Annotated in this window: 29 protein-coding genes; 19 read left to right on the forward strand and 10 right to left on the reverse strand. The window is 71.9% G+C overall.

All coding sequences use genetic code 11. The annotated features are described in order from the left end of the window. The first annotated feature begins 12 nt into the window (after window positions 1–12). Both ACIRO3_RS32985 and ACIRO3_RS32990 read left to right on the forward strand, forming a co-directional pair. On the forward strand, window positions 13–477 hold the full coding sequence (locus ACIRO3_RS32985) for a transcriptional repressor (RefSeq protein ID WP_365998383.1): 465 nt from the start codon (window positions 13–15) through the stop codon (window positions 475–477). Between the two features lie 56 nt (window positions 478–533). Further along, window positions 534–1,502: a YgfZ/GcvT domain-containing protein gene (locus ACIRO3_RS32990; protein ID WP_404142978.1), complete on the forward strand. Its 969-nt coding sequence runs from the start codon at window positions 534–536 to the stop codon at window positions 1,500–1,502. Between the two features lie 70 nt (window positions 1,503–1,572). Here ACIRO3_RS32990 and dtd read toward each other — a convergent pair whose 3' ends face one another. Continuing rightward, complete coding sequence (dtd, locus tag ACIRO3_RS32995; protein WP_361784283.1) at window positions 1,573–1,998, reverse strand: D-aminoacyl-tRNA deacylase; 426 nt, start codon at window positions 1,996–1,998, stop codon at window positions 1,573–1,575. A 132-nt stretch (window positions 1,999–2,130) separates the two neighbouring features. Here dtd and ACIRO3_RS33000 point away from each other — a divergent pair, with 132 nt between their 5' ends. From ACIRO3_RS33000 to sigJ, 5 genes are all read left to right on the forward strand, one after another. Next, window positions 2,131–2,745 carry an AmfC protein gene (locus tag ACIRO3_RS33000; protein WP_404142981.1) on the forward strand — a complete coding sequence of 205 codons (615 nt, stop codon included), beginning with the start codon at window positions 2,131–2,133 and terminating at the stop codon, window positions 2,743–2,745. Window positions 2,746–2,841: 96 nt separating this feature from the next. Beyond that, a complete protein-coding gene (locus ACIRO3_RS33005; protein WP_404142983.1) occupies window positions 2,842–4,086 on the forward strand; it encodes a GNAT family N-acetyltransferase in 1,245 nt (414 codons plus the stop codon). 93 nt (window positions 4,087–4,179) lie between these two features. Continuing rightward, the gene (locus ACIRO3_RS33010) at window positions 4,180–4,362 is read left to right on the forward strand and encodes a hypothetical protein (RefSeq protein ID WP_404142985.1); all 183 of its coding nucleotides are present in this window, start codon (window positions 4,180–4,182) and stop codon (window positions 4,360–4,362) included. Continuing rightward, window positions 4,344–5,135: a putative protein N(5)-glutamine methyltransferase gene (locus ACIRO3_RS33015; protein ID WP_404142988.1), complete on the forward strand. Its 792-nt coding sequence runs from the start codon at window positions 4,344–4,346 to the stop codon at window positions 5,133–5,135. Before ACIRO3_RS33010 ends, ACIRO3_RS33015 begins: the two co-directional genes overlap by 19 nt. 67 nt (window positions 5,136–5,202) lie before the next feature. Beyond that, complete coding sequence (gene sigJ / locus ACIRO3_RS33020; protein ID WP_366150066.1) at window positions 5,203–6,087, forward strand: RNA polymerase sigma factor SigJ; 885 nt, start codon at window positions 5,203–5,205, stop codon at window positions 6,085–6,087. Between the two features lie 73 nt (window positions 6,088–6,160). Here the strand turns inward: sigJ and ACIRO3_RS33025 are convergent, their stop codons facing one another. Further along, window positions 6,161–6,529 (reverse strand): hypothetical protein, encoded by a 369-nt coding sequence (locus ACIRO3_RS33025; protein WP_404142992.1) that lies wholly within the window; start codon window positions 6,527–6,529, stop codon window positions 6,161–6,163. A 119-nt stretch (window positions 6,530–6,648) separates the two neighbouring features. Here ACIRO3_RS33025 and ACIRO3_RS33030 point away from each other — a divergent pair, with 119 nt between their 5' ends. From ACIRO3_RS33030 to ACIRO3_RS33040, 3 genes are all read left to right on the forward strand, one after another. Further along, window positions 6,649–7,065 (forward strand): helix-turn-helix domain-containing protein, encoded by a 417-nt coding sequence (locus tag ACIRO3_RS33030; protein WP_404143043.1) that lies wholly within the window; start codon window positions 6,649–6,651, stop codon window positions 7,063–7,065. A gap of 17 nt (window positions 7,066–7,082) precedes the next feature. Further along, window positions 7,083–7,691: a hypothetical protein gene (locus tag ACIRO3_RS33035; RefSeq protein ID WP_404142995.1), complete on the forward strand. Its 609-nt coding sequence runs from the start codon at window positions 7,083–7,085 to the stop codon at window positions 7,689–7,691. Window positions 7,692–7,811: 120 nt separating this feature from the next. Further along, window positions 7,812–8,150: a DUF2516 family protein gene (locus ACIRO3_RS33040; protein ID WP_361784306.1), complete on the forward strand. Its 339-nt coding sequence runs from the start codon at window positions 7,812–7,814 to the stop codon at window positions 8,148–8,150. A gap of 51 nt (window positions 8,151–8,201) precedes the next feature. On the opposite strand, the gene ACIRO3_RS33045 is transcribed toward ACIRO3_RS33040, so the two are convergent. The 3 genes from ACIRO3_RS33045 to ACIRO3_RS33055 all read right to left on the reverse strand — a co-directional run bounded on the left by ACIRO3_RS33045 (window position 8,202) and on the right by ACIRO3_RS33055 (window position 12,006). After that, window positions 8,202–9,530 (reverse strand): PP2C family protein-serine/threonine phosphatase, encoded by a 1,329-nt coding sequence (locus tag ACIRO3_RS33045; RefSeq protein ID WP_404142999.1) that lies wholly within the window; start codon window positions 9,528–9,530, stop codon window positions 8,202–8,204. Window positions 9,531–9,872: 342 nt separating this feature from the next. Next, window positions 9,873–10,982, reverse strand: a complete 1,110-nt coding sequence (locus tag ACIRO3_RS33050) for an NlpC/P60 family protein (RefSeq protein ID WP_404143002.1) — start codon at window positions 10,980–10,982, stop codon at window positions 9,873–9,875. Between the two features lie 211 nt (window positions 10,983–11,193). Continuing rightward, a complete protein-coding gene (locus tag ACIRO3_RS33055; protein WP_404143005.1) occupies window positions 11,194–12,006 on the reverse strand; it encodes a class I SAM-dependent methyltransferase in 813 nt (270 codons plus the stop codon). Window positions 12,007–12,224: 218 nt separating this feature from the next. Between ACIRO3_RS33055 and mshA the strand changes: the two genes are divergently transcribed. Together mshA and ACIRO3_RS33065 are read left to right on the forward strand one after the other, a co-directional pair. Continuing rightward, window positions 12,225–13,607 carry a D-inositol-3-phosphate glycosyltransferase gene (gene mshA, locus ACIRO3_RS33060; protein ID WP_404143007.1) on the forward strand — a complete coding sequence of 461 codons (1,383 nt, stop codon included), beginning with the start codon at window positions 12,225–12,227 and terminating at the stop codon, window positions 13,605–13,607. Then, window positions 13,600–14,085, forward strand: a complete 486-nt coding sequence (locus ACIRO3_RS33065) for a YbjN domain-containing protein (RefSeq protein WP_361784321.1) — start codon at window positions 13,600–13,602, stop codon at window positions 14,083–14,085. The genes mshA and ACIRO3_RS33065 overlap by 8 nt, the downstream gene beginning before the upstream one ends. A 34-nt stretch (window positions 14,086–14,119) precedes the next feature. Here ACIRO3_RS33065 and ACIRO3_RS33070 read toward each other — a convergent pair whose 3' ends face one another. Next, entirely contained in the window at window positions 14,120–15,457 is a 1,338-nt protein-coding gene (locus ACIRO3_RS33070; protein ID WP_404143010.1) for an MFS transporter, read from the reverse strand. Window positions 15,458–15,664: 207 nt separating this feature from the next. Between ACIRO3_RS33070 and ACIRO3_RS33075 the strand changes: the two genes are divergently transcribed. Beyond that, a complete protein-coding gene (locus ACIRO3_RS33075; protein ID WP_361784327.1) occupies window positions 15,665–16,426 on the forward strand; it encodes a phosphoglyceromutase in 762 nt (253 codons plus the stop codon). A gap of 95 nt (window positions 16,427–16,521) precedes the next feature. Here ACIRO3_RS33075 and ACIRO3_RS33080 read toward each other — a convergent pair whose 3' ends face one another. From ACIRO3_RS33080 to phoU, 3 genes are all read right to left on the reverse strand, one after another. Next, window positions 16,522–16,716, reverse strand: a complete 195-nt coding sequence (locus ACIRO3_RS33080; RefSeq protein WP_404143013.1) for a hypothetical protein — start codon at window positions 16,714–16,716, stop codon at window positions 16,522–16,524. Window positions 16,717–16,906: 190 nt separating this feature from the next. Next, window positions 16,907–17,056 (reverse strand): hypothetical protein, encoded by a 150-nt coding sequence (locus ACIRO3_RS33085; RefSeq protein WP_199826583.1) that lies wholly within the window; start codon window positions 17,054–17,056, stop codon window positions 16,907–16,909. A 228-nt stretch (window positions 17,057–17,284) separates the two neighbouring features. Next, the gene (gene phoU / locus ACIRO3_RS33090) at window positions 17,285–17,962 is read right to left on the reverse strand and encodes a phosphate signaling complex protein PhoU (protein ID WP_267801273.1); all 678 of its coding nucleotides are present in this window, start codon (window positions 17,960–17,962) and stop codon (window positions 17,285–17,287) included. A gap of 235 nt (window positions 17,963–18,197) precedes the next feature. On the opposite strand from phoU, the gene ACIRO3_RS33095 reads away from it, so the two are divergent. Then, window positions 18,198–19,436 carry an ATP-binding protein gene (locus tag ACIRO3_RS33095; RefSeq protein WP_361784334.1) on the forward strand — a complete coding sequence of 413 codons (1,239 nt, stop codon included), beginning with the start codon at window positions 18,198–18,200 and terminating at the stop codon, window positions 19,434–19,436. After that, window positions 19,433–20,113: a response regulator transcription factor gene (locus ACIRO3_RS33100; RefSeq protein ID WP_030009598.1), complete on the forward strand. Its 681-nt coding sequence runs from the start codon at window positions 19,433–19,435 to the stop codon at window positions 20,111–20,113. Before ACIRO3_RS33095 ends, ACIRO3_RS33100 begins: the two co-directional genes overlap by 4 nt. A 106-nt stretch (window positions 20,114–20,219) precedes the next feature. On the opposite strand, the gene ACIRO3_RS33105 is transcribed toward ACIRO3_RS33100, so the two are convergent. After that, on the reverse strand, window positions 20,220–20,909 hold the full coding sequence (locus ACIRO3_RS33105) for a DUF461 domain-containing protein (RefSeq protein WP_365998397.1): 690 nt from the start codon (window positions 20,907–20,909) through the stop codon (window positions 20,220–20,222). 613 nt (window positions 20,910–21,522) lie between these two features. Between ACIRO3_RS33105 and ACIRO3_RS33110 the strand changes: the two genes are divergently transcribed. The 4 genes from ACIRO3_RS33110 to cysS all read left to right on the forward strand — a co-directional run bounded on the left by ACIRO3_RS33110 (window position 21,523) and on the right by cysS (window position 25,153). After that, window positions 21,523–22,005 carry a CarD family transcriptional regulator gene (locus ACIRO3_RS33110; RefSeq protein WP_003953493.1) on the forward strand — a complete coding sequence of 161 codons (483 nt, stop codon included), beginning with the start codon at window positions 21,523–21,525 and terminating at the stop codon, window positions 22,003–22,005. A 413-nt stretch (window positions 22,006–22,418) separates the two neighbouring features. Continuing rightward, complete coding sequence (gene ispD, locus ACIRO3_RS33115) at window positions 22,419–23,165, forward strand: 2-C-methyl-D-erythritol 4-phosphate cytidylyltransferase (protein ID WP_404143018.1); 747 nt, start codon at window positions 22,419–22,421, stop codon at window positions 23,163–23,165. Then, on the forward strand, window positions 23,155–23,661 hold the full coding sequence (gene ispF / locus ACIRO3_RS33120; protein ID WP_361784344.1) for a 2-C-methyl-D-erythritol 2,4-cyclodiphosphate synthase: 507 nt from the start codon (window positions 23,155–23,157) through the stop codon (window positions 23,659–23,661). Before ispD ends, ispF begins: the two co-directional genes overlap by 11 nt. A 91-nt stretch (window positions 23,662–23,752) precedes the next feature. Next, entirely contained in the window at window positions 23,753–25,153 is a 1,401-nt protein-coding gene (gene cysS / locus ACIRO3_RS33125; protein WP_329443522.1) for a cysteine--tRNA ligase, read from the forward strand. Window positions 25,154–25,182 lie beyond the last annotated feature (29 nt).

Consider the following 25,182-nt stretch of genomic DNA (forward strand, 5'->3'; position numbering starts at 1 on the left):
ACTGGCCGGGTGGTGAGCACCGAGAGCACCGGGACCGCCGATGGCGGACTCGACTGGAAGAGCGACCTGCGGCAGCGCGGATACCGGCTGACCCCGCAGCGCCAGCTCGTGCTCGAAGCCGTCGACGCACTGGAGCACGCGACCCCCGACGAGATCCTCGTCGAGGTCCGCAAGACCGCCTCCGGGGTCAACATCTCCACCGTCTACCGCACGCTGGAGCTCCTGGAGGAGCTCAAACTGGTCTCGCACGCCCACCTCGGACACGGCGCCCCGACCTACCACCTCGCCGACCGGCACCACCACATCCACCTGGTGTGCCGCGATTGCGCCGAGGTGATCGAGGCCGATCTGGACGTGGCCGCCGAGTTCACCGCGAAGCTCCGCACGACCTTCGGCTTCGAGACCGACATGAAGCACTTCGCGATCTTCGGGCTCTGCGCGAAGGACGCCGCCAAGCGTCGCGCCGCCGAGGCGTAGCCCCACCCGCGCGACACCCCGTGGGATCGTCGGGTTCGGGGTCGTACGCTGGTGACATGACCAGCAGCCCCTTGCTCCATCTCCCCGGCGCCGTACCGGCCGAAGGCCGCGACGAGGGCGTCGCCGCCCACTACGGAGAGCTGTACGGCGAACAGCGCGCCCTCGCGGACGGCCGGGGCTTCGTCGACCTCTCCCACCGCGGAGTCGTCACCGTCACCGGCGCGGACCGGCTGAGTTGGCTGCACCTGCTGCTCACCCAACACGTGAGCGACCTGCCGCCCGGCCAGGCCACCGAAGCGCTGATCCTCTCCGCCAACGGGCACATCGAGCACGCCCTCTACCTCGTCGACGACGGCGAGACGGTCTGGGTGCACGTCGAGCCCGACACCCAGGAGGCGCTGATCGCCTACCTGGAGTCGATGAAGTTCTTCTACCGCGTCGAAGTCGCCGACCGGACAGCCGAGTTCGCGGTCGTCCACCTGCCGGCCGGCTCGATCGCCGAGGTCGCCAAGGAACTCGCCGTGCGCGAGACCGCGCACGGCCGGGACGTCTTCGTGCCGCGCGAGGCACTGGAGGCGTTCGCCGCATCGCACGGCCCCGCCGCGGGCCTCCTGGCGTACGAGGCCCTGCGCGTGGAGTCGCACCGGCCGCGCGTGGGCATGGAGACCGACCACCGCACCATCCCGCACGAGCTGGGTTGGATCGGCACCGCCGTGCACCTCCAGAAGGGCTGCTACCGGGGGCAGGAGACGGTCGCCCGTGTCCACAACCTGGGGAAGCCGCCGCGCCGACTGGTGTTCCTGCACCTGGACGGCTCCGAGGTGCTGCTCCCGGCGCACGGCACGCCCGTACGGCTCGCGTCCGACGGCGAGGAGGGCCGGCAGCTGGGCTTCGTGACCACCGCCGTCCGCCACCACGAGCTGGGACCGATCGCGTTGGCGTTGGTCAAGCGGAACGTCCCGCCGGACGCGCCCCTGCTCGTCGGGAAGACGGCCGCCGCGCAGGAGGTCGTCGTCGCGCCGTGACGGGCCCGGGTGCGGGGCCGTGACGGGCACGTGCGGGGCCGAGACGGCCCCGCACACCGTATGACGATCCCTACACGTCGATGACGACGGTGAACGGGCCGTGGTTGGTCAGCGAGACGCGCATGTCCGCCCCGAACCGGCCCGTCTCCACGGTCGCGCCCAGCGCCCGCAGCCGCGCCACGACCTCGTCGACCAGCGGCTCGGCCACCGGCCCGGGCGCGGCCGCGTTCCAGGTGGGGCGACGGCCCTTGCGCGCGTCCCCGTACAGCGTGAACTGGGAGATCACCAGCAGCGGGGCGTTCACGTCGCTGCACGACTTCTCCGCCTCCAGGATCCGCACCGACCACAGCTTGCGGGCCAGCAGCTCCGCCTTCTCCGGGGTGTCGTCGTGGGTGACCCCGACCAGGACGCACAGCCCCTCGCCGACGATCTCCCCGACGGTCTCGCCGGCCACCACGACGCTCGCGCCGTCCACCCTCTGCACCACTGCTCGCATACCACCTGTGTACCAGGCGTGCACCCGTCCGGGGCCGATCGGGTGCAGTGGGACTGCATCCACACCACGGAGAGTGGCACGATGCACGCAGGCGGTGCCTCCGGCACCGGTCGAGGGGACGGACACGTTCACATGAATATTCCTGGTACCTCCGTGCCTGCGCCCGCCGCGGCGACGGCGACGGCCGCCGACGTCACGGCGGCGGTGCGGCCGCCCGCGCAGCGCACCGGCGAGTCGCAGGGGCCGACCACCCCCGCCACCGCGCTCGGGCTGCCGGAACTGCGCGCCCTGCGCCGGGACGCGCAGCGCGACGAGGCCGATCTGAGCTACGTACGCAGACTCCTGCACGGCCGCATCGACATCCTGCGCGCCGAGCTCGCCCGCCGCTGCGACCCCGAGGCGGCCCGGCGCGCGAACCCCGAGGCGCCGGTGGTGGACCGGCTCTCGGAGATCCTCGCCGACGCCCCCTCCAGCCGCAGCGCCTCCGCCCGGCACGTCACGCTGGCCGCACCGCACAGCGAGGAGTTCCGGCTGCTGGAGGCGGAGATGCTCTGCGACGTGGAGCTGTCGGACCTGGGCGCCCGCACGGACGGCGAACTGCACGAGGCGATGGGCCGGCTGGTGCGCTACGAGCAGCAGGTCTCGCGGCGCCGGCAGCAGTTGCAGCGCACCGCCGACGAGGCCGGCGCGGAGATCACCCGCCGCTACCGGGACGGCGAGGCACAGGTGGACGACCTGCTGGCGTAGCCGCGGGGGAGCCGGGGCCGACGGCGGGCGGGGCCCCTTCCGGGCGGCGGAAATTCAGGCGACGTGCCCGAGGCGCGGCGGTTAGCGTGGCCGGCCATGAGCACCGACGTCCGGCCGATCGCCGCCTCCGAACTCCCCGACTGGCTCCGCGCCCTGCACACCGGCTTCCTCACCACCGCCCCGGTCACCGACTCCGACGTCGCCGGGCGGGCCGAGTACGGCGACCTCGCCCGCACCCGGGGCGCCTTCGACTCCGAGACCGGCCGCTGCGTCGCCACCTTCCGGTCCTTCCCGCAGGAACTGACCGTCCCCGGCGGGGCCGTGGTCCGCGCCGACGCCGTTTCCAACGTCACCGTGTCGCCCACGCACCGCCGCCGGGGCCTGCTGACGCGGATGATGCGCGCCGACCTGGCGGCAGCGAAGGAGCGCGGCGACGTGCTGTCCACGCTGATCGCCGCCGAGTACCCGATCTACGGGCGGTACGGCTACGGGCCCGCCGCCTCGATCGCGGAGTGGGAGATCGAGGTGGCCCGCACCGGCCTGGACGCGCGGTGGTCCGGCCCCGGGGACGGCGGGCGGATCGACCTGGTGGACGCGGCCGAGGCCCGGAAGATCGGCGCCGCCCTCCACGAGCGGCTGCGCGCCGACTCGCACGGCACCGTCAACCGCGACGAACGCTGGTGGAATCTGGCCTCCGGCACGGAACAGATGTCCCACCGCCCCTACAAGGAGTCGTTCCACGCCGTCCACCGCGACGCCGACGGCGAACCCGTCGGTATCGCCGTCTACCGGGCCGACGACCAGTGGAGCGACGCGAAGCTCCCGCAGAACACCGTGAGCGTCAAGGACCTGATCGCGCTCACCGCCGACGCACAGCGGGCCCTGTGGCACTTCCTGTGCTCCATCGACTGGGTGCAGAAGGTCCGCACCGGCTACCGGGCCCCCGACGACCTCGTCCCGCTGCTGCTGCCCGATCCGCGTGCCGCCCGACTGGTGACCGCCGCCGACTTCCTGTGGGTGCGGCTGCTCGACGTCGAACGGGCGCTGAGCGCGCGGACGTACGCCGTACAGGGGGTCCTCGTCCTGGAAGTCGCCGACGCCGCGGGCCTGGCCGACGGGCGCTACCGGCTGGACACGGGCAGCGGCGACTGCACCCGTACGCGGGAGCCCGCCGACCTGCGCCTGGACGTGTCCGCGCTGGGGTCCCTGTACCTCGGCGACGAGTCGGCGGTCCGGCTGGCCGCGCTGGGCCGGGTCACGCAGGAGCGGCCGGGGGCGCTCGCGCTCGCGGACGCGGCGTTCCGCACGGCCCGCCGGCCCTGGTGCCCGGACGTCTTCTGAGCGTCCCGTCGCAGGAGCCCTGGTCGCGGCTCGACAGGTCGGACACCGACGAGGTCCGCAACCTCGGCGGCCGGCTCACCACCGTCGTCGCCCGTGTCTGCCTGGACCGGCTGCGCTCCCGCAAGGCCGGGCGTCGTCACGATCCCGCCGGGCGGCAGGCCCGTGGCGGTCATGGCCTTCACGGTGCGCGGCGGCCGTATCGTCGCCATCGACGTCCTGGCGGATCCGGCACGGCTGGAGACCCTGGACGTCACCGGATGGGAAACCGAGGACTGAGGTACGTGGCAACACTCGTGGAACGCCTGCGCGCGGCCGGCTGTGTCTTCGCGGAGGAGGAGGCGGACCTGCTGACGGCCGCCGCGCGGGACGACGGACACCTGGCGGGGCTGCTGGCCCGCCGGGTCGCCGGCGAGCCCCTGGAGACGGTGGTCGGCTGGGCGGGCTTCTGCGGCCTGCGCATGGAGGTGGGCGAGGGGGTGTTCGTACCGCGCCGGCGCAGCGAGTTCCTCGCGCGGCGGGCCGCGGCGCTGGCCGGGCCCGGCTCGGTGGTCGTCGACCTGTGCTGCGGCGTCGGCGCGCTGGGCGCGGCGGTGGCCTCGCAGGTCCCGGGCGTCGAACTGCACGCGTCGGACATCGACGAGGTGGCCGTCGGCTACGCCCGCCGCAACGTGGCCCCGTACGGCGGGACCGTCCACCGGGGCGACCTGTACGCGGCGCTGCCCGAGGCCCTGACGGGGCGGGTCGACGTCCTGGTGGTCAACGCCCCGTACGTGCCCACGCAGGAGATCGGCCTCCTGCCGCCGGAGGCCCGCGAGCACGAACCGCTGACCACCCTGGACGGCGGGCCCGACGGTCTGGACGTCCACCGCCGGGTCGCGGCCGGGGCGCTGCGCTGGCTGGCCCCCGGCGGGCACCTGCTGATCGAGACGAGTGCCCGGCAGTCCCCGACGACGGCGTCGGCCCTGACGGCGGGCGGTTTGGCGGTACGGGCCGTCAGCTCGCGCGAGCTGTATGCGACGGTGGTGATCGGCGTCCGCCCGGGCGCCTGAACGGCCCACCGTGCCAGGCGAGTCGACGGACGGACGGGCCGGACCGACGGGGGAAGGAACGCGAGCGGTGATCGACGGGACATGGCTGACGGATCGTTTCGAGGAGAACCGGCCGAGGCTGAGGGCGGTGGCCTACCGGATGCTCGGCTCGGTCAGCGAGGCCGATGACGCGGTTCAGGAGGCCTGGTTGCGCCTGGACCGCACCGACGCCGACGGCATCGACAACATGGCGGCCTGGCTGACCACCGTCGTCGGGCGGGTGTGCCTGAACATGCTGCGCTCCCGGGCGACCCGCCGCGAGGACCCGCTGGAGTCCCGGATACCCGACCCGGTCATCAGCGGCGAGGACGGTCTCCACCCCGAACAGCAGGCCCTGTTGGCGGACTCCCTGGGCCTGGCGCTGCTGGTCGTCCTCGAATCGCTGGCGCCGGCCGAACGCCTCGCGTTCGTCCTGCACGACATGTTCGCCGTGCCCTTCGACGACATCGCCCCGATGATCGAGAAGACCCCGGCCGCGACGCGGCAGCTCGCCAGTCGGGCCCGCCGCCGGGTGCGCGGCAGGGCGCCCGCTCCCGATCCGGACCTCGGACTCCAGCGCCAGGTGGTCAGCGCGTTCTTCGCCGCGGCTCGGGACGGCGACTTCGAGGCGCTCGTCTCCGTGCTCGACCCCGACGTGGTCCTGCGCTCCGACGGCGGCGTGACGCGGGCCCGCCACACGGTCGTGTTCAACGGCGCCCGCACGGTGGCCTCGCAGGCGATCACCTTCGGCTCCCTGTCCCCGTTCGCCCGCCCCGCGCTGGTCAACGGGACCGCCGGCGTCATGGTCGCGATGGACGGCCGCCGCCTGTCGGTGATGGCCTTCACCGTCGTCGGCGGCAAGATCGCCGCCATCGACGTCCTGGCCGACCCCGAACGCCTCAAGGAGCTCGACCTGAGCGCCCTCGACCTCTGAGCGGGGAAACCGGTGAGTCGGGGGCCCGGCCGGGACCTGAAGGCCTTTCACTCGGCGGCACACGAACGCGCCGTCAGCGGGCGGGGTGCTCCGCGCGGACATGCGAGGCCGTCTGCGTGGGGGAGGCGGCGGCCAGTAGCGCGGCGAACGCGACGGGGTCGGCTGCCTGGTAGCCGACCCACACCTCACCCCCCGCGCCGCTGCCCTGCCGCGCCATCAGAAGACCGGCCAGGGCCGCCAGTACCAAGCCGCCGTCGTAGGCGACCATGAGCCGCGTGTGGGTGCGCATCGGGCGACTGCGCGCGTATCGGATCTCGATCCCCCCACCGATCAGCAGGGCCAGACCGGAGACGACCATCAACCAGGCGGACACGCCGAGCAGACGACCGAGCGGGGCAGCGCCGGCGATGTAGACAGAACCCGAGGAATACTTCGCCGCCATCGCCCCGCGCTCTGGTGTCCGACGCATCCCTCATCGACCACGACTCGGACCTCGGCTTCGTGGGAGCTATTGCAAGCGTCGCGCTTGCAATAGTTAGCAAGGTGCGGCAGGATCGGGGCATGGCATCGCTCAACGTCGGGAACCTCGGCGAATACCTCCGCGAGCAACGGCGGCAGGCCCAGCTTTCGCTGCGGCAACTGGCCGACGCCGCAGGGGTGTCGAACCCGTACCTGAGCCAGATCGAGCGCGGGCTGCGCAAGCCGAGCGCGGACATCCTCCAGCAACTGGCCAAGGCGCTGCGGATCTCCGCGGAGACGCTGTACGTGCAGGCCGGGATCCTGGACGAGCGGGATCGGGACGAGGTCGAGACGCGGGCCGTCATCCTCGCCGACCCGTCCCTCAACGAGCGGCAGAAGCAGGTGCTGCTCCAGATCTACGACTCGTTCCGCAAGGAGAACGCGCCGGCCGCGGACGCCGCCGGCGCCGCCGCGCCGGTCGATGCCGACGACGAGCCGCCCCAAACGAACCGACTGTGATCCGGGAGGACCAGCACATGGCCATCGCCGATGACCTGAAGAAGACCCTCACCGACCCGACCCCGCTCTACTTCGCCGCCGGCACCGCCGACCTCGCGGTGCAGCAGGCCAAGAAGGTGCCCGGGCTCATCGAGCAGCTGCGTGCCGAGGCCCCCGCGCGCATCGAGGCCGTGAAGAACACCGACCCGAAGGTCGTCCAGGAGCGGGCCAAGGGGGCGCAGGAGGCGGTCACCGCCAAGGTCGCCGAGGTCTTCGGGGCGATCGACCCCAAGAAGCTGGGCGAGACCGCCCAGGACCTGGCCCTGCGCGGGGTGGGCGTGGCCGCCGAGTACGCGGTGCGTGCCAAGGAGACGTACGACAAGGTCGCCGAGCACGGCGAGCAGGCCGTACGGGCCTGGCGCGGTGAGCTGACCGACGAGATCGTCGACATCGCCGAGGTCGTGGAGCCGGCGGCGCCCGCGAAGTCGGAGCCGGTCGCCGAGCCGGTGGCCGCGGACGCCTCCGCGGACAGCTCGGCCGACGCCTCCGCGGACGCCTCCGCCGAGGAGAAGCCGGCCGCGAGGAAGACCACCGCGCGCAAGAGCACCGCGAAGAAGACGGTCGCCGCGACCAGCGACGAGAGCTGATCCGGCGGGCGACGGACCGGGCACCGGGAAGGTGTCCGGTCCGTTGTCATGGGTGAGGGCCGGCTTCCCCGGTAGCGTGGGGGCGAACGGCATCGGAAGCGGAAGAAGGTGGTCGAGGCGATGTTGATGAACGGTTTCGACAACGGGGTCATCCCGTTGCTCGGGTTCGCGATGCTGGCGCTCGCCGTGGTGGCCTTCGTGTTCGCGCTGCTGGCGCGTGACGACGCCTACCGGGCGGCCGACAAGAAGACCAAGACCTTCTGGCTGGTCATCCTCGGCATCACCATCCTCGTGGACTTCTTCCTCGGGATGCTCTTCCTGCAGATCGCGGGCCTGGTGGCCACCATCGTCTTCCTGGTCGACGTCCGACCGGCCCTGAAGCAGGTGTCGGGCGGCGGTCGGCGCAGCGGCGGCAGCAGCAGCGACGGTCCCTACGGCCCGTACAACGGCGGCCGGTAGACACGTCCGACCGGGTCTCCCCGGCGGTGGGCCCGGCGCCGCGCGCCGGGCTCAGCCCTCGGCGCGGGAGAGCAGGACCACGGCGACGTCGTCGGTCAGCTCGCCGCCGTTGAGGCGCCGGGCCTCGGTGACGGAGGCCTCCAACAGGCTCTCACCGCTCAGTCCCTGATCCAGGTGCCGGTTGATCATCTCGATCATCCCGTCCTGCCCGAGCCGTTCCTTGCCCTCGCCGATCTTCCCCTCGATGAGGCCGTCGGTGTAGAGCATGAGGCTCCAGGTCCCGCCCAGTTCCACCTGGCGGCGGGGCCAGCGGGCCTTGGGGAGCAGCCCGAGCGCCGGCCCGCTGTTCTCGTACGGGAGGAGCCGCGCGGCCCGACCGGGCCTGGAGATCAGCGGCGCCGGATGGCCGGCCAGGCACAGACCTGCGCGCCGGCCGTCCGGGGCGATGTCCACGGTGCACAGCGTCGCGAAGATCTCCTCGCAGGGGCGCTCCACCTCCAGGACCTCCTGGAGGGTGGCCAGCAGGTCGTCCCCGCACAGTCCCGCGAGGGTGAGCGCGCGCCAGGCGATGCGCAGCTCGACACCGAGGGCGGCCTCGTCGGGGCCGTGGCCGCAGACGTCGCCGATCATCGCGTGCACGGTGCCGTCGGGGGTGCGGACCGTGTCGTAGAAGTCCCCGCCCAGCAGGGCCCGGCTGCGGCCGGGCCGGTAGCGGGCGGCGAAGCGGAGGTCGGAACCCTCCAGAAGGGGGTTCGGGAGCAGTCCGCGTTCCAGGCGGGCGTTCTCCTGGGCCCGGAGTTTCGATTCCGCGAGCTTGTACTGGGCTATGTCCGCCCGTTTTCTCTCCACGGCGTAGCGGATGGCCCGGCTCAGCAGCCGGCCGTCCAGCTCGTCGCGGAAGAGGTAGTCCTGGGCGCCGACCCGGACCGCCTCGGCGGCGTGTTCCGCGTCGGCCTCGGCGGTCAGCACGAGGACGGCGTGACGCGGGGCGAGCCGCAGGACCTCGCGCAGCGTGGCGAACCGGTCGTCGGCGCCACCGGGCCCCGGGTTCGCGAGGGTGAGGTCCAGCAGGATGCAGTGCACGTCGGGCGTGAGCAGCCGGGCCGCCTCGGTGAGGTTGCGGGCGGTGCGCAGCCGTATGCGATGGCCTTCGGTGTCGAGGACCTCGGGCACGGTGAGGCCGCCCGCGGGATCGTCCTCGATGACCAGGAGGGTCAGGGACGTCTGCGCGGGTACGGGGGCCGGGACGGGGGTCGGGACGTGCGCGACGGCGGTGGCCAACAGGGCCTGGCCGCCCTCCGTGGCGAGGTTCTCCCTCTGCCGCGGTACGGGTACGGGCATCGTCTCCGGTTCCTTCCCTCCCCCCGAGGGTGTGCTCATGCGCTCGACCCTAGCTGGCCGGAACGGGGGAGCGGAATGGCGGTCTGTGGAGGTCCCGGGGAGGGCCTCCGTCATATGCCGTTATCGCGGGGGAAAAGCGGGCTGATGGGATGACCAAGCTCACGGTGCGGGGTCCCGATGTCCCGTCTGCCGGGTTGAACGGGTGTGGGCCACACCACGCGCCCCGGCGAAAGGCCCCGCGCCGGCGCGGCCCGGCCCGGCGAGGCCCAGCCCGGCGAGGCCCGGCCCGGCGAGGCCCGGCGAGGCCCGGCGCGGGTCGGTGCGCGCGGCCCGACCCCGCGCCACCCGGCCCGCCCCCCCTGCGGCCCCCGCTCCCGCGGGCTACGCGTCCGGGCGGACGACCGCCTTGATCGGCATCGAGCCCGCGCCCGCCATCGTCACGTCGCGGCCGGGGCGCGGCGCGTGGACCATGGCCCCGTCCCCGACGTACATCCCGACATGGCTCGCGTCGTCGAAGTAGATGATCAGATCGCCCGGCCGCATGTCCTTCAGCGCGACCTTCCGCAGCCGCAACTGCTCCTGCGAGGTACGCGGGATGGCCTTCCCCGCCGCCAGCCAGGCCTGGGAGGTCAGGCCCGAGCAGTCGAAGGACCCTGGACCCGTGGCGCCCCACACGTACGGCTTGCCTATCTGGGCCGTGGCGAACTGGACCGCCCTCTTGCCCGCGTCCGTCGCCCTGCCGTTGACGTCCTTCATCGCGCCGGACGACAACCACTGGGTCTGGGCCTTGTACTGGGCCTCCTGCTCCAGCTGGAGCAGCCGGGCCTTCTCCTCGGCCTCCAGCTTGCTCTCCAGGTCCTGCGCGGCCTTGATCTTCTCCTCGATCCGCTTCTTGGACTTCTCCCGCTCGACCCGGTTGGCCTCCAGCTTCTGCCACACCGTGCTCGCGTCCTTCGCGTACCGCTGGAGGTCGTGCTGGGTGCGGTCGAGCTCGGTCAGCAGGTCCGTGGTGGCCTTCTCGCCCTGCCGCAGCCGGTCCTTGGAGTCCAGGAACTGGCTCGGGCTGTCGCTCAGCACCAGCCGCGCGCCCGCCGGCAGCCCGCCCGAGCGGTACTGGGCCCGGGCGGCGGCGCCGGCCCGGTCCTTCAGCCCGGTGATCCGCTCCCGGCCCGCCACGATCAACTGCGCGATCTGGACGACCCGTTCCGACTGGACCTTGGTCTCGCTCTCCGCGAGGTTGTACGCGTCCGTGGCGCTTCCCGCCTGGCGGTACAGATCCTCTATCTCCTTGCGGATCTGCTCCAGGGACTTGGCCCCCGGTTCGGGCGCGGGCGCCGCCGGCGCTCCGGGCACGGAGGGAACCGCGGGAGCGGCGGGTGCCGCGTGCGCCGTCCCCGAGAGTCCGAGGCCCGGGGCCGTCAGTATCGCCATCGCGCACAGCAGTGTGAGAGCGGATGCGCCCCGTCGGTGCGCTCGCTTCACGGTCCCCATGGTCCCCCCAGGTGCCCCGCGTCAGACCGGTGTCATCCGACAACAGATCTGACTATTCATCAGTAACTTGGCACTGCCTTCGGGATGGTGCCACGAGTCCGTGAATTCCGACACCCTTGCGGATGTCCCCCTGATCATCACCGGCCGCGTCACGCCCGCCCCTGCCGACTCAACGGGCCGCTGTGGACACCGGTTCCCCGACACGCGAGGTTCACCCCGAAGGGCGCAACGCCTCCCAACGCACCGTCAGTTCCCCCTGCCTCCACCGCACGGGCCCGTCCACCAGCGGCCAAGTCCCGGCCAGCGACCGGGCCGTGCGGATCCAGCGCTGCCGGGCCCCGTACGAGGCGTACGGGGCCGCCGCCGCCCACGCCCGGTCGAAGTCGCGCAGGAAGGCGTGCACCGGCTCACCCGGGACGTTCCGGTGGATCAGGGCCTTCGGCAGCCGCTCGGCCAGGTCCGAGGGCCGCTCCAGCGACCCCAGCCGGGTCGCGAAGGTCACCGTGCGCGGCCCCTGCGGACCGAGCGCGACCCACACGTGCCGGCGCCCGATCTCGTCGCAGGTCCCCTCGACGAGCAGCCCGCCGGGCGCCAGCCGGGCGCACAGCAGCCGCCACACCTCGTCGACCCGATCCTCGTCGTACTGGCGCAGCACGTTCGCGGCGCGGATCAGCATCGGTGCCTCGCCGCCGTCCAAGGGGACCTCGAAGCCGCCGTGCCGGAACTGCAGGCCCTCCCGCTCGTACGGCTTGGCCCCCGCCACCCGCGCCGGTTCGATCTCGATGCCGACCACCCGCACGGCCGGGGCCGCCGCCCGCAGCCGTGTCAGCAGCTCCACCGCCGTCCACGGCGCGGCCCCGTAACCGAGGTCGACCGCGACCGGCGCCGTCGCCCGCCGCAGCGCCGCCCCGTGCGTCACGGCGATCCAGCGGTCCATGCGGCGCAGGCGGTTCGGGTTCGTCGTCCCGCGCGTGACCGTGCCCACAGGGCGTCTCGGGGGCGGAGGGGTGCTGCGGGAGGCCATGCGCCGAGCGTATGCGGAGCGCACGCGCAACATAAAAATCCGGCAAACGACCGAGGAAATCGGCGCCCCCCGGAATGCGGGGCCCCGCCGTCCGGGTTGCACTGCTGGAAGAGCGCCGCCCGCGCTCCGTCCGCCATGCCGTCCGCGCGGCACCCGGCGTACGCGTCGTACGAGTCGCCCGAGTCGTTCGAGTCGTCCGAGCGAGAGGAACTGCTCCCTTGAGCCAGTACGTGTCCCGCCTCGGCGGCAGCATCAGCGGTCGGATAGCGGCCGCCCGCAGCACCCGTCACGACCCTCCGCGGCTGCGCCTCCCGGCCGTCGGCCACCACCGCAAGCCGCGCCGCGTCGCCATGCTCAGCGTGCACACCTCCCCGCTGCACCAGCCCGGCACCGGCGACGCCGGCGGGATGAACGTGTACATCGTCGAGCTCGCCAAGCGCCTCGCCGCGATCAACATCGAGGTGGAGGTCTTCACCCGGGCCACCACCGGCGGCCTCCCCCCGGTGGTTGAGCTGGCCCCCGGTGTCCTCGTACGGCACGTGGACGCCGGCCCGTACGAAGGCCTCGCCAAGGAGGAGCTGCCCGCCCAGCTGTGCGCGTTCACCCACGGCGTGATGCAGGCCTGGGCCGGACACCGGCCCGGCTACTACGACCTCGTCCACTCCCACTACTGGCTCTCCGGCCACGTCGGGTGGCTCGCCGCCGAACGCTGGGGCGTGCCCCTCGTCCACGCCATGCACACCATGGCCAAGGTCAAGAACGCCGCGCTGGCCGCCGGCGACACGCCCGAGCCGGCCGCCCGCGTCATCGGCGAGACCCAGATCGTCTCCGCCGCCGACCGGCTGATCGCGAACACCGCCGAGGAGGCGGACGAACTCGTACGGCACTACGAGGCGGACCCCGCGAAGGTGGCCGTCGTCCACCCCGGGGTGAACCTCGACCGGTTCACCGTCGGCGACGGCCGCGCCGCCGCCCGCGCCCGCCTCGGGCTGCCCCAGGACGCCGTCATCCCCCTCTTCGCGGGCCGCATCCAGCCCCTCAAGGCCCCCGACATCCTGCTGCGGGCCGTCGCGGAGCTGGTGGACCGGGACCCGACGCTGCGCGGCCGGCTCTTCGTCCCCGTCGTCGGCGGGCCGAGCGGCAGCGGGCTCGCCAAGCCGGAGGGGCTGCAGAAACTCGCGGCGAAACTCGGCATCGCGGACCTCGTGCACTTCCAGCCGCCGGTGGGGCAGGACCGGCTCGCGGACTGGTTCCGGGCGGCTTCCGTGCTGGTCATGCCCTCGTACAACGAGTCCTTCGGGCTCGTCGCCATAGAGGCCCAGGCCACGGGCACACCCGTGCTCGCGGCCGAGGTCGGCGGACTGCCGGTGGCCGTCAACGACGGGGTCACGGGCATCCTCGTACCCGGCCACGACCCGGTGGACTACGCCCGCGAGCTGCGGCGTTTCGTGGACGACCCGGGGCTCACGGACCGGATGGGCGGTGCGGCGGCCCGGCACGCCCAGTTCTTCGGCTGGGACACCGCGGCGGCGGGCACGGCCGACGTGTACACCGCGGCCATGCATGATCACCGCCGTCGCGTACGCTCCCACCATGGCTGACACCGCCGAGATCATCGAAGCCACGCTGAACGGCGCCGAGCTGAGCTGGGAGAACCCGGACCCCGGCACGTACGTCGTCCAGCTCCCCGGCACCCGCAAGCTCTCCACGACCTGCTCGCTGCGGGTCGGCAAGCACTCCCTGTCGGTCAACGCCTTCGTCATCAGGCACCCCGACGAGAACGAGGCGGGCGTCCACCGCTGGCTGCTGGAGCGCAACCTCAAGCTGTACGGCATGGCGTACGCCGTCGACCGCCTCGGCGACGTGTACCTGACGGCCCGCCTCCCGCTGACCGTGGTCACCCCGGACGACCTGGACCGACTGCTGGGCACCGTCCTGGAGGCCGCCGACGGCGCCTTCAACACCCTGCTGGAACTCGGCTTCGCGAGCGCCATCCGCCGCGAGTACGAATGGCGTGTCTCGCGCGGCGAACCGACCTACAACCTCGACGCCTTCAAGCACCTGACCCGCCCGGAGTGACGCTCTTCCCCCGGCCTTCGGGCAGGGGAGGGCGTCAGAGTTCGGCCGGGGTCGCGGCCGGCGTCCGCTCCGGGGTCGGCGTCTGGACCACCCCGGCGGGCTGGGCCGCAGGCGCCTGGCCCGGGACCGGGGCCTCGACCACCGGAACCGCCGCCGCGTTCTCGGCCGCCTCCGGCAGGTTGCGCATCAGCAACCAGTAGCCCAGCGCCGCCACCGTGCCCAGACCGGCCGTGCCGGCCCACAGCCAGGAAGCGCCGAACCGGTCGATCGTGAACCCCGCCATCAGGGGCGCGACCAGCGAGGCCACGGCCCACGACAGCGTGTACATGCCCTGGTAGCGGCCCCGGCCGTGCAGCGGGGACAGCCGGGCGACCAGCCCCATCTGGGTCGGCGAGTTCACGATCTCGGCCAGCGTCCACACGCACACGGCCAGCCCCAGGCTCCACACGGCGCCCCCGAAGGCCGTCAGCGCGAACCCGTACCCGGCCAGCAGCGCCGACAGGACCAACAGCATCTGCGGGTCCCGGTGCTCGATGAACCGGGTGACCGGGATCTGGAGCAGCACGATCAGCACCCCGTTCACGGCGATGACGAGCCCGTAGTCACCCGTGGAGAACCCGGCCTCGCCCATGGCCAACGGCAGTCCGAACGACCCCTGCATGAAGATCAGCGAGATCAGGAACGACAGCCCGACCACACCCATGAACCGGCCGTCCCGCAGCACCGTCCCCATCCCGATCTCCGGCTCGGCCGCCGCCTTCTCCGCGGCGCTCCTCTCCGGCCGGGACTCGGGCAGCTTCACGAACACCAGCACCGCGCACACCAGCGTCAGCGCGGCCTCGCCCAGGAACCCGGCGAGGTAGCTGTACTCGGCGATGAACCCCGCCACCGTCGCGGACACGGCGAAGCCCAGGTTGATCGCCCAGTAGTTCAACGCGAACGCCCGGACCCGGTCCTGCGGCCGCACGATGTCCGCCATCATCGCCTGCACCGCCGGCCGCGAGGCGTTCGAGGTCATGCCGACCAGCAGGGCCACCGCGGCGATCGCCGCGGGGTGTTCCATGAAGCCCAGCAGTGCCACCGAGAACGCCGTGGACGCCTGCGCCGCCACCAGCGTCGGCCGCCGCCCCAGCCGGTCGGTCATCACCCCCGCGACCAGCGAGGACACCACACCGCCCAGCCCGTGCAGGGCCACCACCAGACCCGCGAACGAGCCCGAGTAGCCCCGTTCCAGGGTCAGGTACAACGTCATGAACGTGGCGACGAACGCCCCGAGCCGGTTGACGAGGGTGCTCGTCCACAGCCACCAGAACGCACGCGGCAGCCCTCCCACGCTTTCCCGGGCAATCCGCGTCAAACGACCTGTCAACATACGGATTCCCCCAGGAGATGTAAGTGCCTCTACGGCTTTCCGCATGCTACGAACGCCCGGGGGGCCCCGCCAGTCAATTGACGCCGAGCGTCAAACGAGCCCCTCCCGCAGGCCGTACGAGAGGCTCTCGCGGCCCGTACGAAAGGCCCCCCGAACCCCCTGGACACCGCGCGCGAGCGCCCCGGGGCGTCCATTAGGCTCGTACGCATGGCCGACGCACCGTACAAGCTGATCCTCCTCCGTCACGGCGAGAGCGAGTGGAACGCGAAGAACCTGTTCACCGGCTGGGTGGACGTCAATCTCAACGAGAAGGGCGAGAAGGAGGCGGTCCGCGGCGGTGAGCTGCTCAAGGACGCCGGCCTGCTCCCCGACGTCGTGCACACCTCGCTCCAGAAGCGCGCGATCCGCACCGCGCAGCTGGCGCTCGAGGCAGCCGACCGTCACTGGATCCCCGTCCACCGCTCCTGGCGCCTGAACGAGCGCCACTACGGCGCCCTCCAGGGCAAGGACAAGGCCCAGACCCTCGCCGAGTTCGGCGAGGAGCAGTTCATGCTGTGGCGCCGCTCGTACGACACCCCGCCGCCGGCACTCGAAGACGGCACGGAGTACTCCCAGTCCGAGGACCCGCGCTACGCGACCATCCCGCCGGAGCTGCGCCCGAAGACCGAGTGCCTCAAGGACGTCGTCGTCCGCATGCTGCCGTACTGGTACGACGGCATCGTCCCGGACCTGCTCGCCGGCCGCACCGTCCTGGTCGCCGCGCACGGCAACTCGCTGCGCGCCCTGGTCAAGCACCTGGACGGCATCTCCGACGAGGACATCGCGGGCCTCAACATCCCGACCGGCATCCCGCTCGCCTACGAGCTGGACGCCGAGTTCAAGCCCCTCAAGCCGGGCGGCACCTACCTCGACCCGGCCGCCGCCGCGGCCGCCATCGAAGCGGTCAAGAACCAGGGCAAGAAGAAGTAACCCCAAGCACGAACCAGCCCCCCGCCCGCCGATCACCGGCGGGCGGGGGGCTTCTCGTTGCCCCCTGGGCCTTCGGCGGCCGTCCGGCTCGTCCCCTACTGCTCGGGCGCGACCGCGAATGCGTCGGGCCGTTCGCGTCGGAGGACTTCCCAGCGGTCGTGGTAGGCCAGGATCGCCTCCTGGAGAGGGCATCCGAGGTGGTCTCGAATGGCCTTGATCGCGGAGATGGGGCGGCCCGCCAGGATCTCGCTGTCAGCGACGGTCAGGGCTGCCGGGGTGTTCTCGTCCATGCGGCAAGATCGCACGGGGAGCGGGTGCGGCGCCGCTGATTTTCGCGCTCGCGGGATCAGCGAGGCCCCGTCCCAGTCCCCGGCAAGGGAGCCGATCCCTGGCAAGGGAGTTCGAGCACGCGAAGGGCCCCGGCCGATGGGATCGGGCGAGGCCCTTCGCGTACGTGCGTCCGGGCGGGTGGGCGCTGGGTCAGCCGCCGCACTGGCAGGGTGCGCCGGACTGGCAGCCGCAGCCGCAGCCCGAACCGCACCCGCAGGCCGCGAGCAACGGAAGGCGGAGCGGTTCCCGGGGCTGCGGCTGCTCGTGTTCCGGGGTGATGGGGACGGGGGAATCGGACATGGATCCTCCTCGCAGGCGGCGTGCGCACAGGTCGTCGTCGTACGGCGTGGTGCCTTCGTGCCTTCGCCTCATTCATGCCCAGCCGCACCGGCGCGTCAACGGCGCATTGGGGCTCGCCCCGATCCGCCCGACGCCCGCCCCCGACCCCGCCGGCCCCGGCCCGCCCCCGACCCGCGACGGCGCCCGCCCCCGGATCACCCACGCAGACGCGTCACGCACGCAGACGCGTCACACGCCCTCCACCTGCGTGGGCTGCTGCAACTCGTCCGCGTGCTCGCCCGTCACCAGGTACACCACGCGCTTCGCGACCGACACCGCGTGGTCCGCGAACCGCTCGTAGTACCGGCCCAGCAGCGTCACGTCGACCGCCGTCTCGATGCCGTGCTTCCAGCGGTCGTCCATCAGGTGCTGGAACAGCGTGCGGTGCAGCTGGTCCATCTCGTCGTCGTCCTGCTCCAGTTGGAGGGCCAGGTCGACGTCCTTCGTGATGATGACCTCGGCGGCCTTCGCCATCAGCCGCTGCGCCAGCTGACCCATCTCCAGGATCGTCGCGTGCAGGTCGCGCGGCACCGCCGTGTCCGGGAAGCGCAGCCGTGCCAGCTTCGCCACGTGCTGGGCCAGGTCGCCGGAGCGCTCCAGGTCGGCGCTCATCCGCAGCGAGGTGACGACGATGCGCAGGTCGGTGGCGACCGGCTGCTGCCGGGCCAGCAGGGCGATGGCCCGCGCCTCCAGGTCGTGCTGGAGGTCGTCGACCTTCTGGTCCCCGGCGATGACGCTCTCGGCCAGCTTCAGGTCGGCGTCGAGCATGGAGGTCGTGGCCCGCCCGATCGCGGAACCGACGAGCCGGGCCATCTCGACCAGGCTTTCTCCGATCGAGTCCAGTTCCTCGTGGTACGCGTCGCGCATGGTGGTCCCTCTCTCGACTGCTCGCCCGCTGATGTCGCGGTGCGGACTCCTACTACTACTGCCCTATCGCTGCGTGGCTTCTTGCCTCACGTTGCCACGGTGGGCCTCGAACGCGTCCGACTCCGGCACCGCAAGTGAATCAACCCCGTCGCCAGGGTGAACTCTGGGCGACGAGTGTTCGAGCTGCCACCCGAACGGCTGTGGAAGTGTCGTTGTACCTGCTTAACCTGGGTGCATGGACGTGAACGCGGCGGTCGCCGCAGCTGCAGCGATCGCCGGTCTTTGCACCGGTGTGATCGCGATGCTGGCGTTCCGCTGGAGCGAGCGCGACCAGGCCCGCCCCACCCGGAGCTCCATGCGCCCCGACATCAACGCGGTGCTCCCGCCCGGCGTGGACACGGTGCTTTCCGTGCTGCGCTCCTCCGCCGTCGTCCTCGACGAGGGCGACGCGGTGGTCAAGGCCAGCTCGGCGGCGTACGCCCTGGGGCTGGTCCGCGGCGGCAAGCTCGCCGTGGAACCCATGCTCCACATGGCGCGCGACACCCGCCGGGACGGCGAGATACGACAGATCGAGCTGGACCTGCCGCGCCGCGGCACCGGCCGCGGCGAGGCCCTCGCGGTCTCCGCCCGAGTGGCACCGCTGGGCTCCCGCCTGGTGCTGCTGCTCGTCGAGGACCTCACCGAGGCCCGCCGCATCGAGGCGGTGCGCCGCGACTTCGTCGCGAACGTGTCGCACGAACTGAAGACCCCCGTCGGAGCGATCTCCCTGCTCTCCGAGGCGGTCATGGACGCCTGCGACGACCCCGAGGCGGTCAGCCGCTTCGCGGGCCGCATGCAGATCGAGTCCACCCGCCTGATCAACCTCGTACAGGAGCTCATCGACCTGTCCCGGGTGCAGAACGACGAGGCGCTGGAGGACGCCGAGCCCGTCCGGGTGGACACCCTCGTGGCCGAGGCCATCGACCGCTGTCGGCACACGGCCACCTCCAAGCAGATCACCATGGCCGCCGGCGGCACCGCCGAACTGCGGGTGTGGGGACATCGGGGTCAGCTGGCGGCCGCCCTCGGGAACCTGGTGGAGAACGCCGTCAACTACAGCCCGGCCCGGACCCGCGTCGGCATCGCCGCGCGCCGGGTCACCGCGCCGGGAGGAGACTTGATCGAGATAGCCGTGACCGACCAGGGCATCGGCATCCCGGAGAAGGACCGCGAGCGCGTCTTCGAGCGCTTCTACCGCGTGGACCCGGCCCGCTCCCGCGCCACGGGAGGAACCGGACTGGGCCTCGCGATCGTGAAGCACGTGGCGGCATCGCACGGCGGGGAGGTGTCGGTGTGGAGCTCCGAGGGCCAGGGCTCCACGTTCACCCTGCGCCTGCCCGAAGCGGCCGCGCAGGTCCCTGCGACGGCCCCCGCACCCGCCCGACCCCCGCTTGAATCAGAAACAGCCATCCCTGCCCCGGAGGTCCTTCCGTGACCCGAGTGCTCGTCGTCGAGGATGAGGAATCCTTCAGCGACGCCCTGTCCTACATGCTCCGCAAGGAGGGCTTCGAGGTCGCGATCGCCGCGACCGGGCCCGACGGGCTCGACGAGTTCGAGCGCAACGGCGCCGACCTCGTCCTCCTCGACCTGATGCTGCCCGGCCTGCCCGGCACCGAGGTCTGCCGGCAACTGCGCGGCCGTTCCAACGTCCCCGTGATCATGGTGACGGCCAAGGACAGTGAGATCGACAAGGTCGTCGGGTTGGAGATAGGAGCCGACGACTACGTCACCAAGCCCTTCTCCTCGCGGGAGCTGGTCGCCCGCATCCGCGCGGTGCTGCGGCGCCGCGGCGAGCCGGAAGAGGTCACCCCGGCGGCCCTGGAGGCCGGTCCGGTACGGATGGACGTCGACCGGCACGTGGTCACCGTCTCCGGCGGCAAGGTGGACCTCCCGCTCAAGGAGTTCGACCTGCTGGAGATGCTGCTGCGCAACGCGGGCCGCGTACTGACCCGCATGCAGCTCATCGACCGGGTCTGGGGCGCCGACTACGTCGGTGACACCAAGACCCTGGACGTCCACGTCAAGCGCCTGCGCGCCAAGATCGAGCCGGACCCGGGCGCCCCGCGCTACCTGGTCACCGTGCGCGGCCTGGGCTACAAGTTCGAGCCGTAGGCCGGCGCCGCCGACCCGAACCGGGTCGGATCGCACCACGGGAAGGGCCCCCGACCGCCTAAGCGGTCGGGGGCCCTTCCCGTACGTACGTCGTGCCGGCCGAGGCTCAGCGCGCGGTGCTCGGCGACGGGGAACCCGAGGGCTTGCCCGAGGCGGAGCCCGACGGGGCGCCTGCGGCGGATCCCGAGGGGCCACCGGACGGGGTGCCCGAGGGCGAGCCGGAGGGGGCCCCGGAGGCGGAACCGGACGGGGAGCCCGACGGACTCGGCGCGGCGGCCGGGGCCACGGTCGGGCCGTAGCCCGCGTACATGCCCGAGGCCGGAACCACGAAGGCGTCCAGCGCCACGTCGCCGGTGCTGCTGAGCTGGAAGGTGACCTGCTGGACGTTGCCGTCCTCGACGGCCTCGCGGCCGCCCACGACCACGGCGGAGGCGTTGCCCGTACCGCCCAGGACCACGGAGCCGCCGGCAGGCACGGTGATCTTGCCCGCGCCCTCGGCGTTCTTCAGGACGACCTTGCTCTTGCCACCCGCGAGGGTGATGCCGTCAAGGGTCTGCGCCTGGGTGCCGGTGTTGAAGACCGTCGCGGAGACGGCCGCCGGGCCCTTCTTGTCCTGCTCGCTCTGGGTGATCACCAGGGCGTTCTGGATCTTGATGTCGCCCTTGGTGATGGCGGCGTTGTCCGGCTTGATCTCGAGGGTCTGGGCGTTGTTGCCCGCTCCGCATGCGGCGAGCGCAGCGATCGAGAACACGACGGCGGTAGCGGCGAGGGCGCCGCGTCGAAGGCTGCGGCTCACGGCGGCGGCAACTCCTTGGACGTTCGGACGGAGGGTGGACGCCCCCAGCCAGTGCGCTGGGAGGTTCCCCCTGGGGCGGCTGAGGTGAAGCCGTCCTAAGGGTGTGTCAGCGCGCTTAGGTTACCGAGCCGCCGCCCCGCCCCCGCACCCGACCCTCCGCAGCGCCCCGGCCGCCCTGCCCCGGTTCCGCGATCACCCCGCGATCTTCGGGGGATCCGTCCGTGATCTCGCTTTCCCCATATCGTGCGCGGGCCGTTCAGTGATCAATTCCGGGATTCCTTCGAACACTCCTCGATGATCAATTCGGGATTGGGCCGGAACCGCTCCGTACGCCCGCCCGCCAGTCGAACGGAGTAGTCGGGTTTTCGGTTGCGGAAACGGTCAAAACGGGATGTACGTCACACTGGGCGGGGTACCTGTCAGGTGTAACGTGGCCGTTTCTCCTGGTCCGCACAGCGCCTCCGACCTGCGAATACCCCTTCCCGGAAGCCCTTCGCAGCACGTTCGTGTCGCTGTTGTCAAGCCCCGAGATGTGCCCTGACCTGCGAAAACGCCATTCATAACAGTCCGTTCTCGTGTTACCCTGGATAGCCACGGAAGGGGTACCTGTCACATGACGTTCAAGGTTGGCGACACCGTGGTCTATCCCCATCACGGGGCCGCGCTGATCGAGGCCATTGAGACTCGTCAGATCAAAGGCGTGGACAAGACCTACTTGGTGCTCAAGGTCGCCCAGGGCGACCTGACGGTTCGTGTGCCTGCGGACAATGCGGAGTTCGTCGGCGTTCGCGACGTAGTCGGCCAGGACGGGCTGGACCGGGTCTTCGAGGTGCTTCGCGCACCGTATGCCGAAGAGCCGACGAACTGGTCCCGGCGCTACAAGGCAAATCTGGAGAAGCTCGCTTCTGGCGATGTCATCAAGGTCGCCGAAGTCGTGCGCGACCTGTGGCGTCGTGAGCGTGAGCGCGGGCTTTCCGCGGGTGAGAAGCGCATGCTCGCCAAGGCGCGCCAGATCCTGGTGAGTGAACTCGCACTCGCCGAGAACACCAACGAGGACAAGGCCGAGGCCCTCCTCGACGAGGTCCTCGCGTCCTGACGCGAACACCTCCTGACGCGAACACCGGTCGTACACGACCGGTCTCGTACACAGTCGTGCCGTGGTGCCCGATGACAAGGAAACTTGTCGCCGGGCGCTGCGGCATGTCTGTACCCCACACGTCTGTACCTCACGCCGTACCCGAGCGACGTGCCGTCCGTTTCGCGGAACGCGCTCCGCGGTGCTCTTCCACACCCCGCTCGTGTACACCCTGCTCGTGTTGACCGCTCGTGTTCACCCTGCTGGTTTTCACCCTGTGGTGCAAGCCTCACCGAGGTGCGGGCCTCACTGGCGTGCCGGGTCCGGGCAGCCGGCTCGACCGGTCGTCACGGAAGGGGCGAGGGCGTCGCACCCGGCACCCCCCAGGCCATACCCATGTCGGCCGAAGTCACAAACCTGGCTCGGAGCTACTGATGTCTGACGCAACGCGTACCCCCCGCACAGCCGCCGTGATCCCGGCGGCCGGGCGCGGGCTGCGCCTCGGTCCCGGCGCCCCCAAGGCCCTGCGGACCCTCGGCGGGATCCCGATGCTGATCCACGCCGTCCGCGCGATGGCCCGCTCCCGCGCGGTCTCCCTCGTCGTGGTCGTCGCCCCGTCCGACGGCGCCCCCGAGGTGCGCCGCCTGCTCGACGAGCACGCGTTGCCCGAGCGGACCGAGATCCTCGTGGTGCCCGGCGGCGAGACCCGCCAGGAGTCAGTGCGCGCCGGGCTCGACGCGCTGCCGGCCGACGTCACCGCCGTGCTGATCCACGACGCGGCCCGGCCGCTGGTCCCCGTGGACACCGTCGACTCCGTCGTGGAGGCCGTCCGTCAGGGCGCCCCCGCCGTGGTGCCGGCGCTGCCGTTGGCCGACACCGTCAAGGAGGTCGAGCCGGGGAAGCCCGGCGAGCCCGAGCCGGTGGTCGCCACGCCCGAGCGGGCCCGACTGCGCGCCGTGCAGACGCCGCAGGGCTTCGACCTGGCCACTCTCGTACGGGCCCACGAGCGGGTCGCCGTGAGCGGCGAGGGCGCGACCGACGACGCCGGCATGGTGGAACAACTCGGGGTCACCGTCGTGGTGGTGCCCGGACACGAAGAGGCCTTCAAGGTCACCCGTCCGCTCGACCTGGTCCTCGCCGAGGCCGTACTCGCCCGCAGGAGGGCCACCGATGCCTACTAGTCCCGTGATCCCGCAGGTCGGCATCGGCACCGACGTGCACGCCTTCGAGACCGGCCGCGAACTGTGGTGCGCCGGCCTGCTGTGGGAAGGGGAGGACGGCCTCGCCGGCCACTCCGACGGCGACGTCGCCGCCCACGCGGCCTGCGACGCCCTCTTCTCGGCCGCCGGAGTCGGCGACCTCGGCGCGCACTTCGGCACCTCCCGCCCCGAGTGGTCCGGCGCCGCGGGGGTCACCCTGCTGGCCGAGGCCGCCCGCATCGTGCGGTCCGAGGGCTTCGAGATCGGGAACATCGCGATCCAGGTGATCGGCGTGCGCCCGAAGGTCGGCAAGCGGCGCGAAGAGGCACAGAAGGCGCTCGCGGCAGCCGCGGGCGCCCCCGTCGCCGTGTCCGGGACCACGACCGACGGCCTGGGTCTGACCGGTCGGGCCGAAGGCCTCGCCGCGATCGCCACGGCCCTCGTCTACCGGACGAACACCGGGAAATCACCCGAGTGAGAGGGTCACCGGCGGGTCTCGCGCCACAAACGTCACCCCGCGTCCCCAAAGGGTCGCGGGGCACTGCTACGCGCGCACTACCCTGGATGCCGTGACTATTCGCCTGTACGACACCAGCGCCCGGCAGATCCGTGACTTCACCCCCCTCACGCCGGGCTGTGTCTCGATCTACCTCTGCGGCGCCACGGTGCAGGCCGCCCCGCACATCGGGCACGTCCGTTCGTACCTGAACTTCGACATCATGCGCCGCTGGTTCGCCTACCGCGGCCTCGACGTCACCTTCATCCGCAACGTCACCGACATCGACGACAAGATCATCGCGAAGGCCGAGACGCAGGGCCGCCCCTGGTGGTCCATCGGCTACGAGAACGAGCGCGCCTTCAACGACGGCTACGACGCGCTGGGCTGCCTCCCGCCCACGTACGAGCCCCGCGCCACCGGCCACGTGCCGGAGATGATCGAGATGATGCGCACGCTCATCGAGCGCGGCCACGCCTACGAGGCGGACGGCAGCGTCTACTTCGACGTACGTTCCTTCCCCGGCTACCTGGAACTCTCCAACCAGAACATCGACGACCTGCGCCAGCCCTCCGAGGACGGCATCACGGGCAAGCGCGACCCGCGCGACTTCGCGATGTGGAAGGCCACCAAGCCCGGCGAGCCCGACTGGGAGACCCCCTGGGGCCGCGGTCGTCCCGGCTGGCACCTCGAATGCTCCGCGATGGCGCACAAGTACCTCGGCAGCGCCTTCGACATCCACGGCGGCGGCCTCGACCTGATCTTCCCGCACCACGAGAACGAGATCGCCCAGGCCAAGGCCTTCGGCGACGAGTTCGCGAAGTACTGGGTGCACAACGCCTGGGTCACCATGTCCGGCGAGAAGATGTCCAAGTCCCTCGGGAACTCGGTCCTCGTCTCCGAGATGGTCAAGCAGTGGCGCCCGATCGTCCTGCGCTACTACCTCGGCACCCCCCACTACCGCTCGATGATCGAGTACAGCGAGGAGTCGCTGCGCGAGGCGGAGTCGGCCTTCGCGCGCATCGAGGGCTTCTACCAGCGCGTCATCGAGAAGGCCGGCGGACCCGTGGAGCCCGCCGCGGAGGTTCCGCTCGCCTTCGCCGAGGTCATGGACGACGACCTCGGCGTCCCGCAGGCGCTCGCCATCGTCCACACGGCCGTCCGACAGGGCAACAGCGCCCTGGCCGCCGACGACAAGGACGCGGCGATCGCGCGCCTGTCCGAGGTGCGGGCCATGCTGGGCATCCTCGGCCTGGACCCGCTCGACCCGCACTGGGCCGGCGAGACCGACCGGGGCGAGGACCTGCACGGCGCCGTGGACACGCTCGTACGCCTCGTCCTGGAACAGCGCGAGTCCGCCCGCGGCCGCAAGGACTGGGCGACCGCCGACGCCATCCGCGACCAGCTCCAGCAATCCGGCCTGGTCATCGAGGACAGCCCCACGGGACCCCGTTGGACGCTCGGCCCCCGCTGAGCCCACCGGAGCAGTCCGACTGTGCCGCC

Source organism: Streptomyces sp. NPDC102278, from assembly GCF_044766345.1.
In the GTDB taxonomy this organism is placed as follows: Bacteria; Actinomycetota; Actinomycetes; order Streptomycetales; family Streptomycetaceae; genus Streptomyces.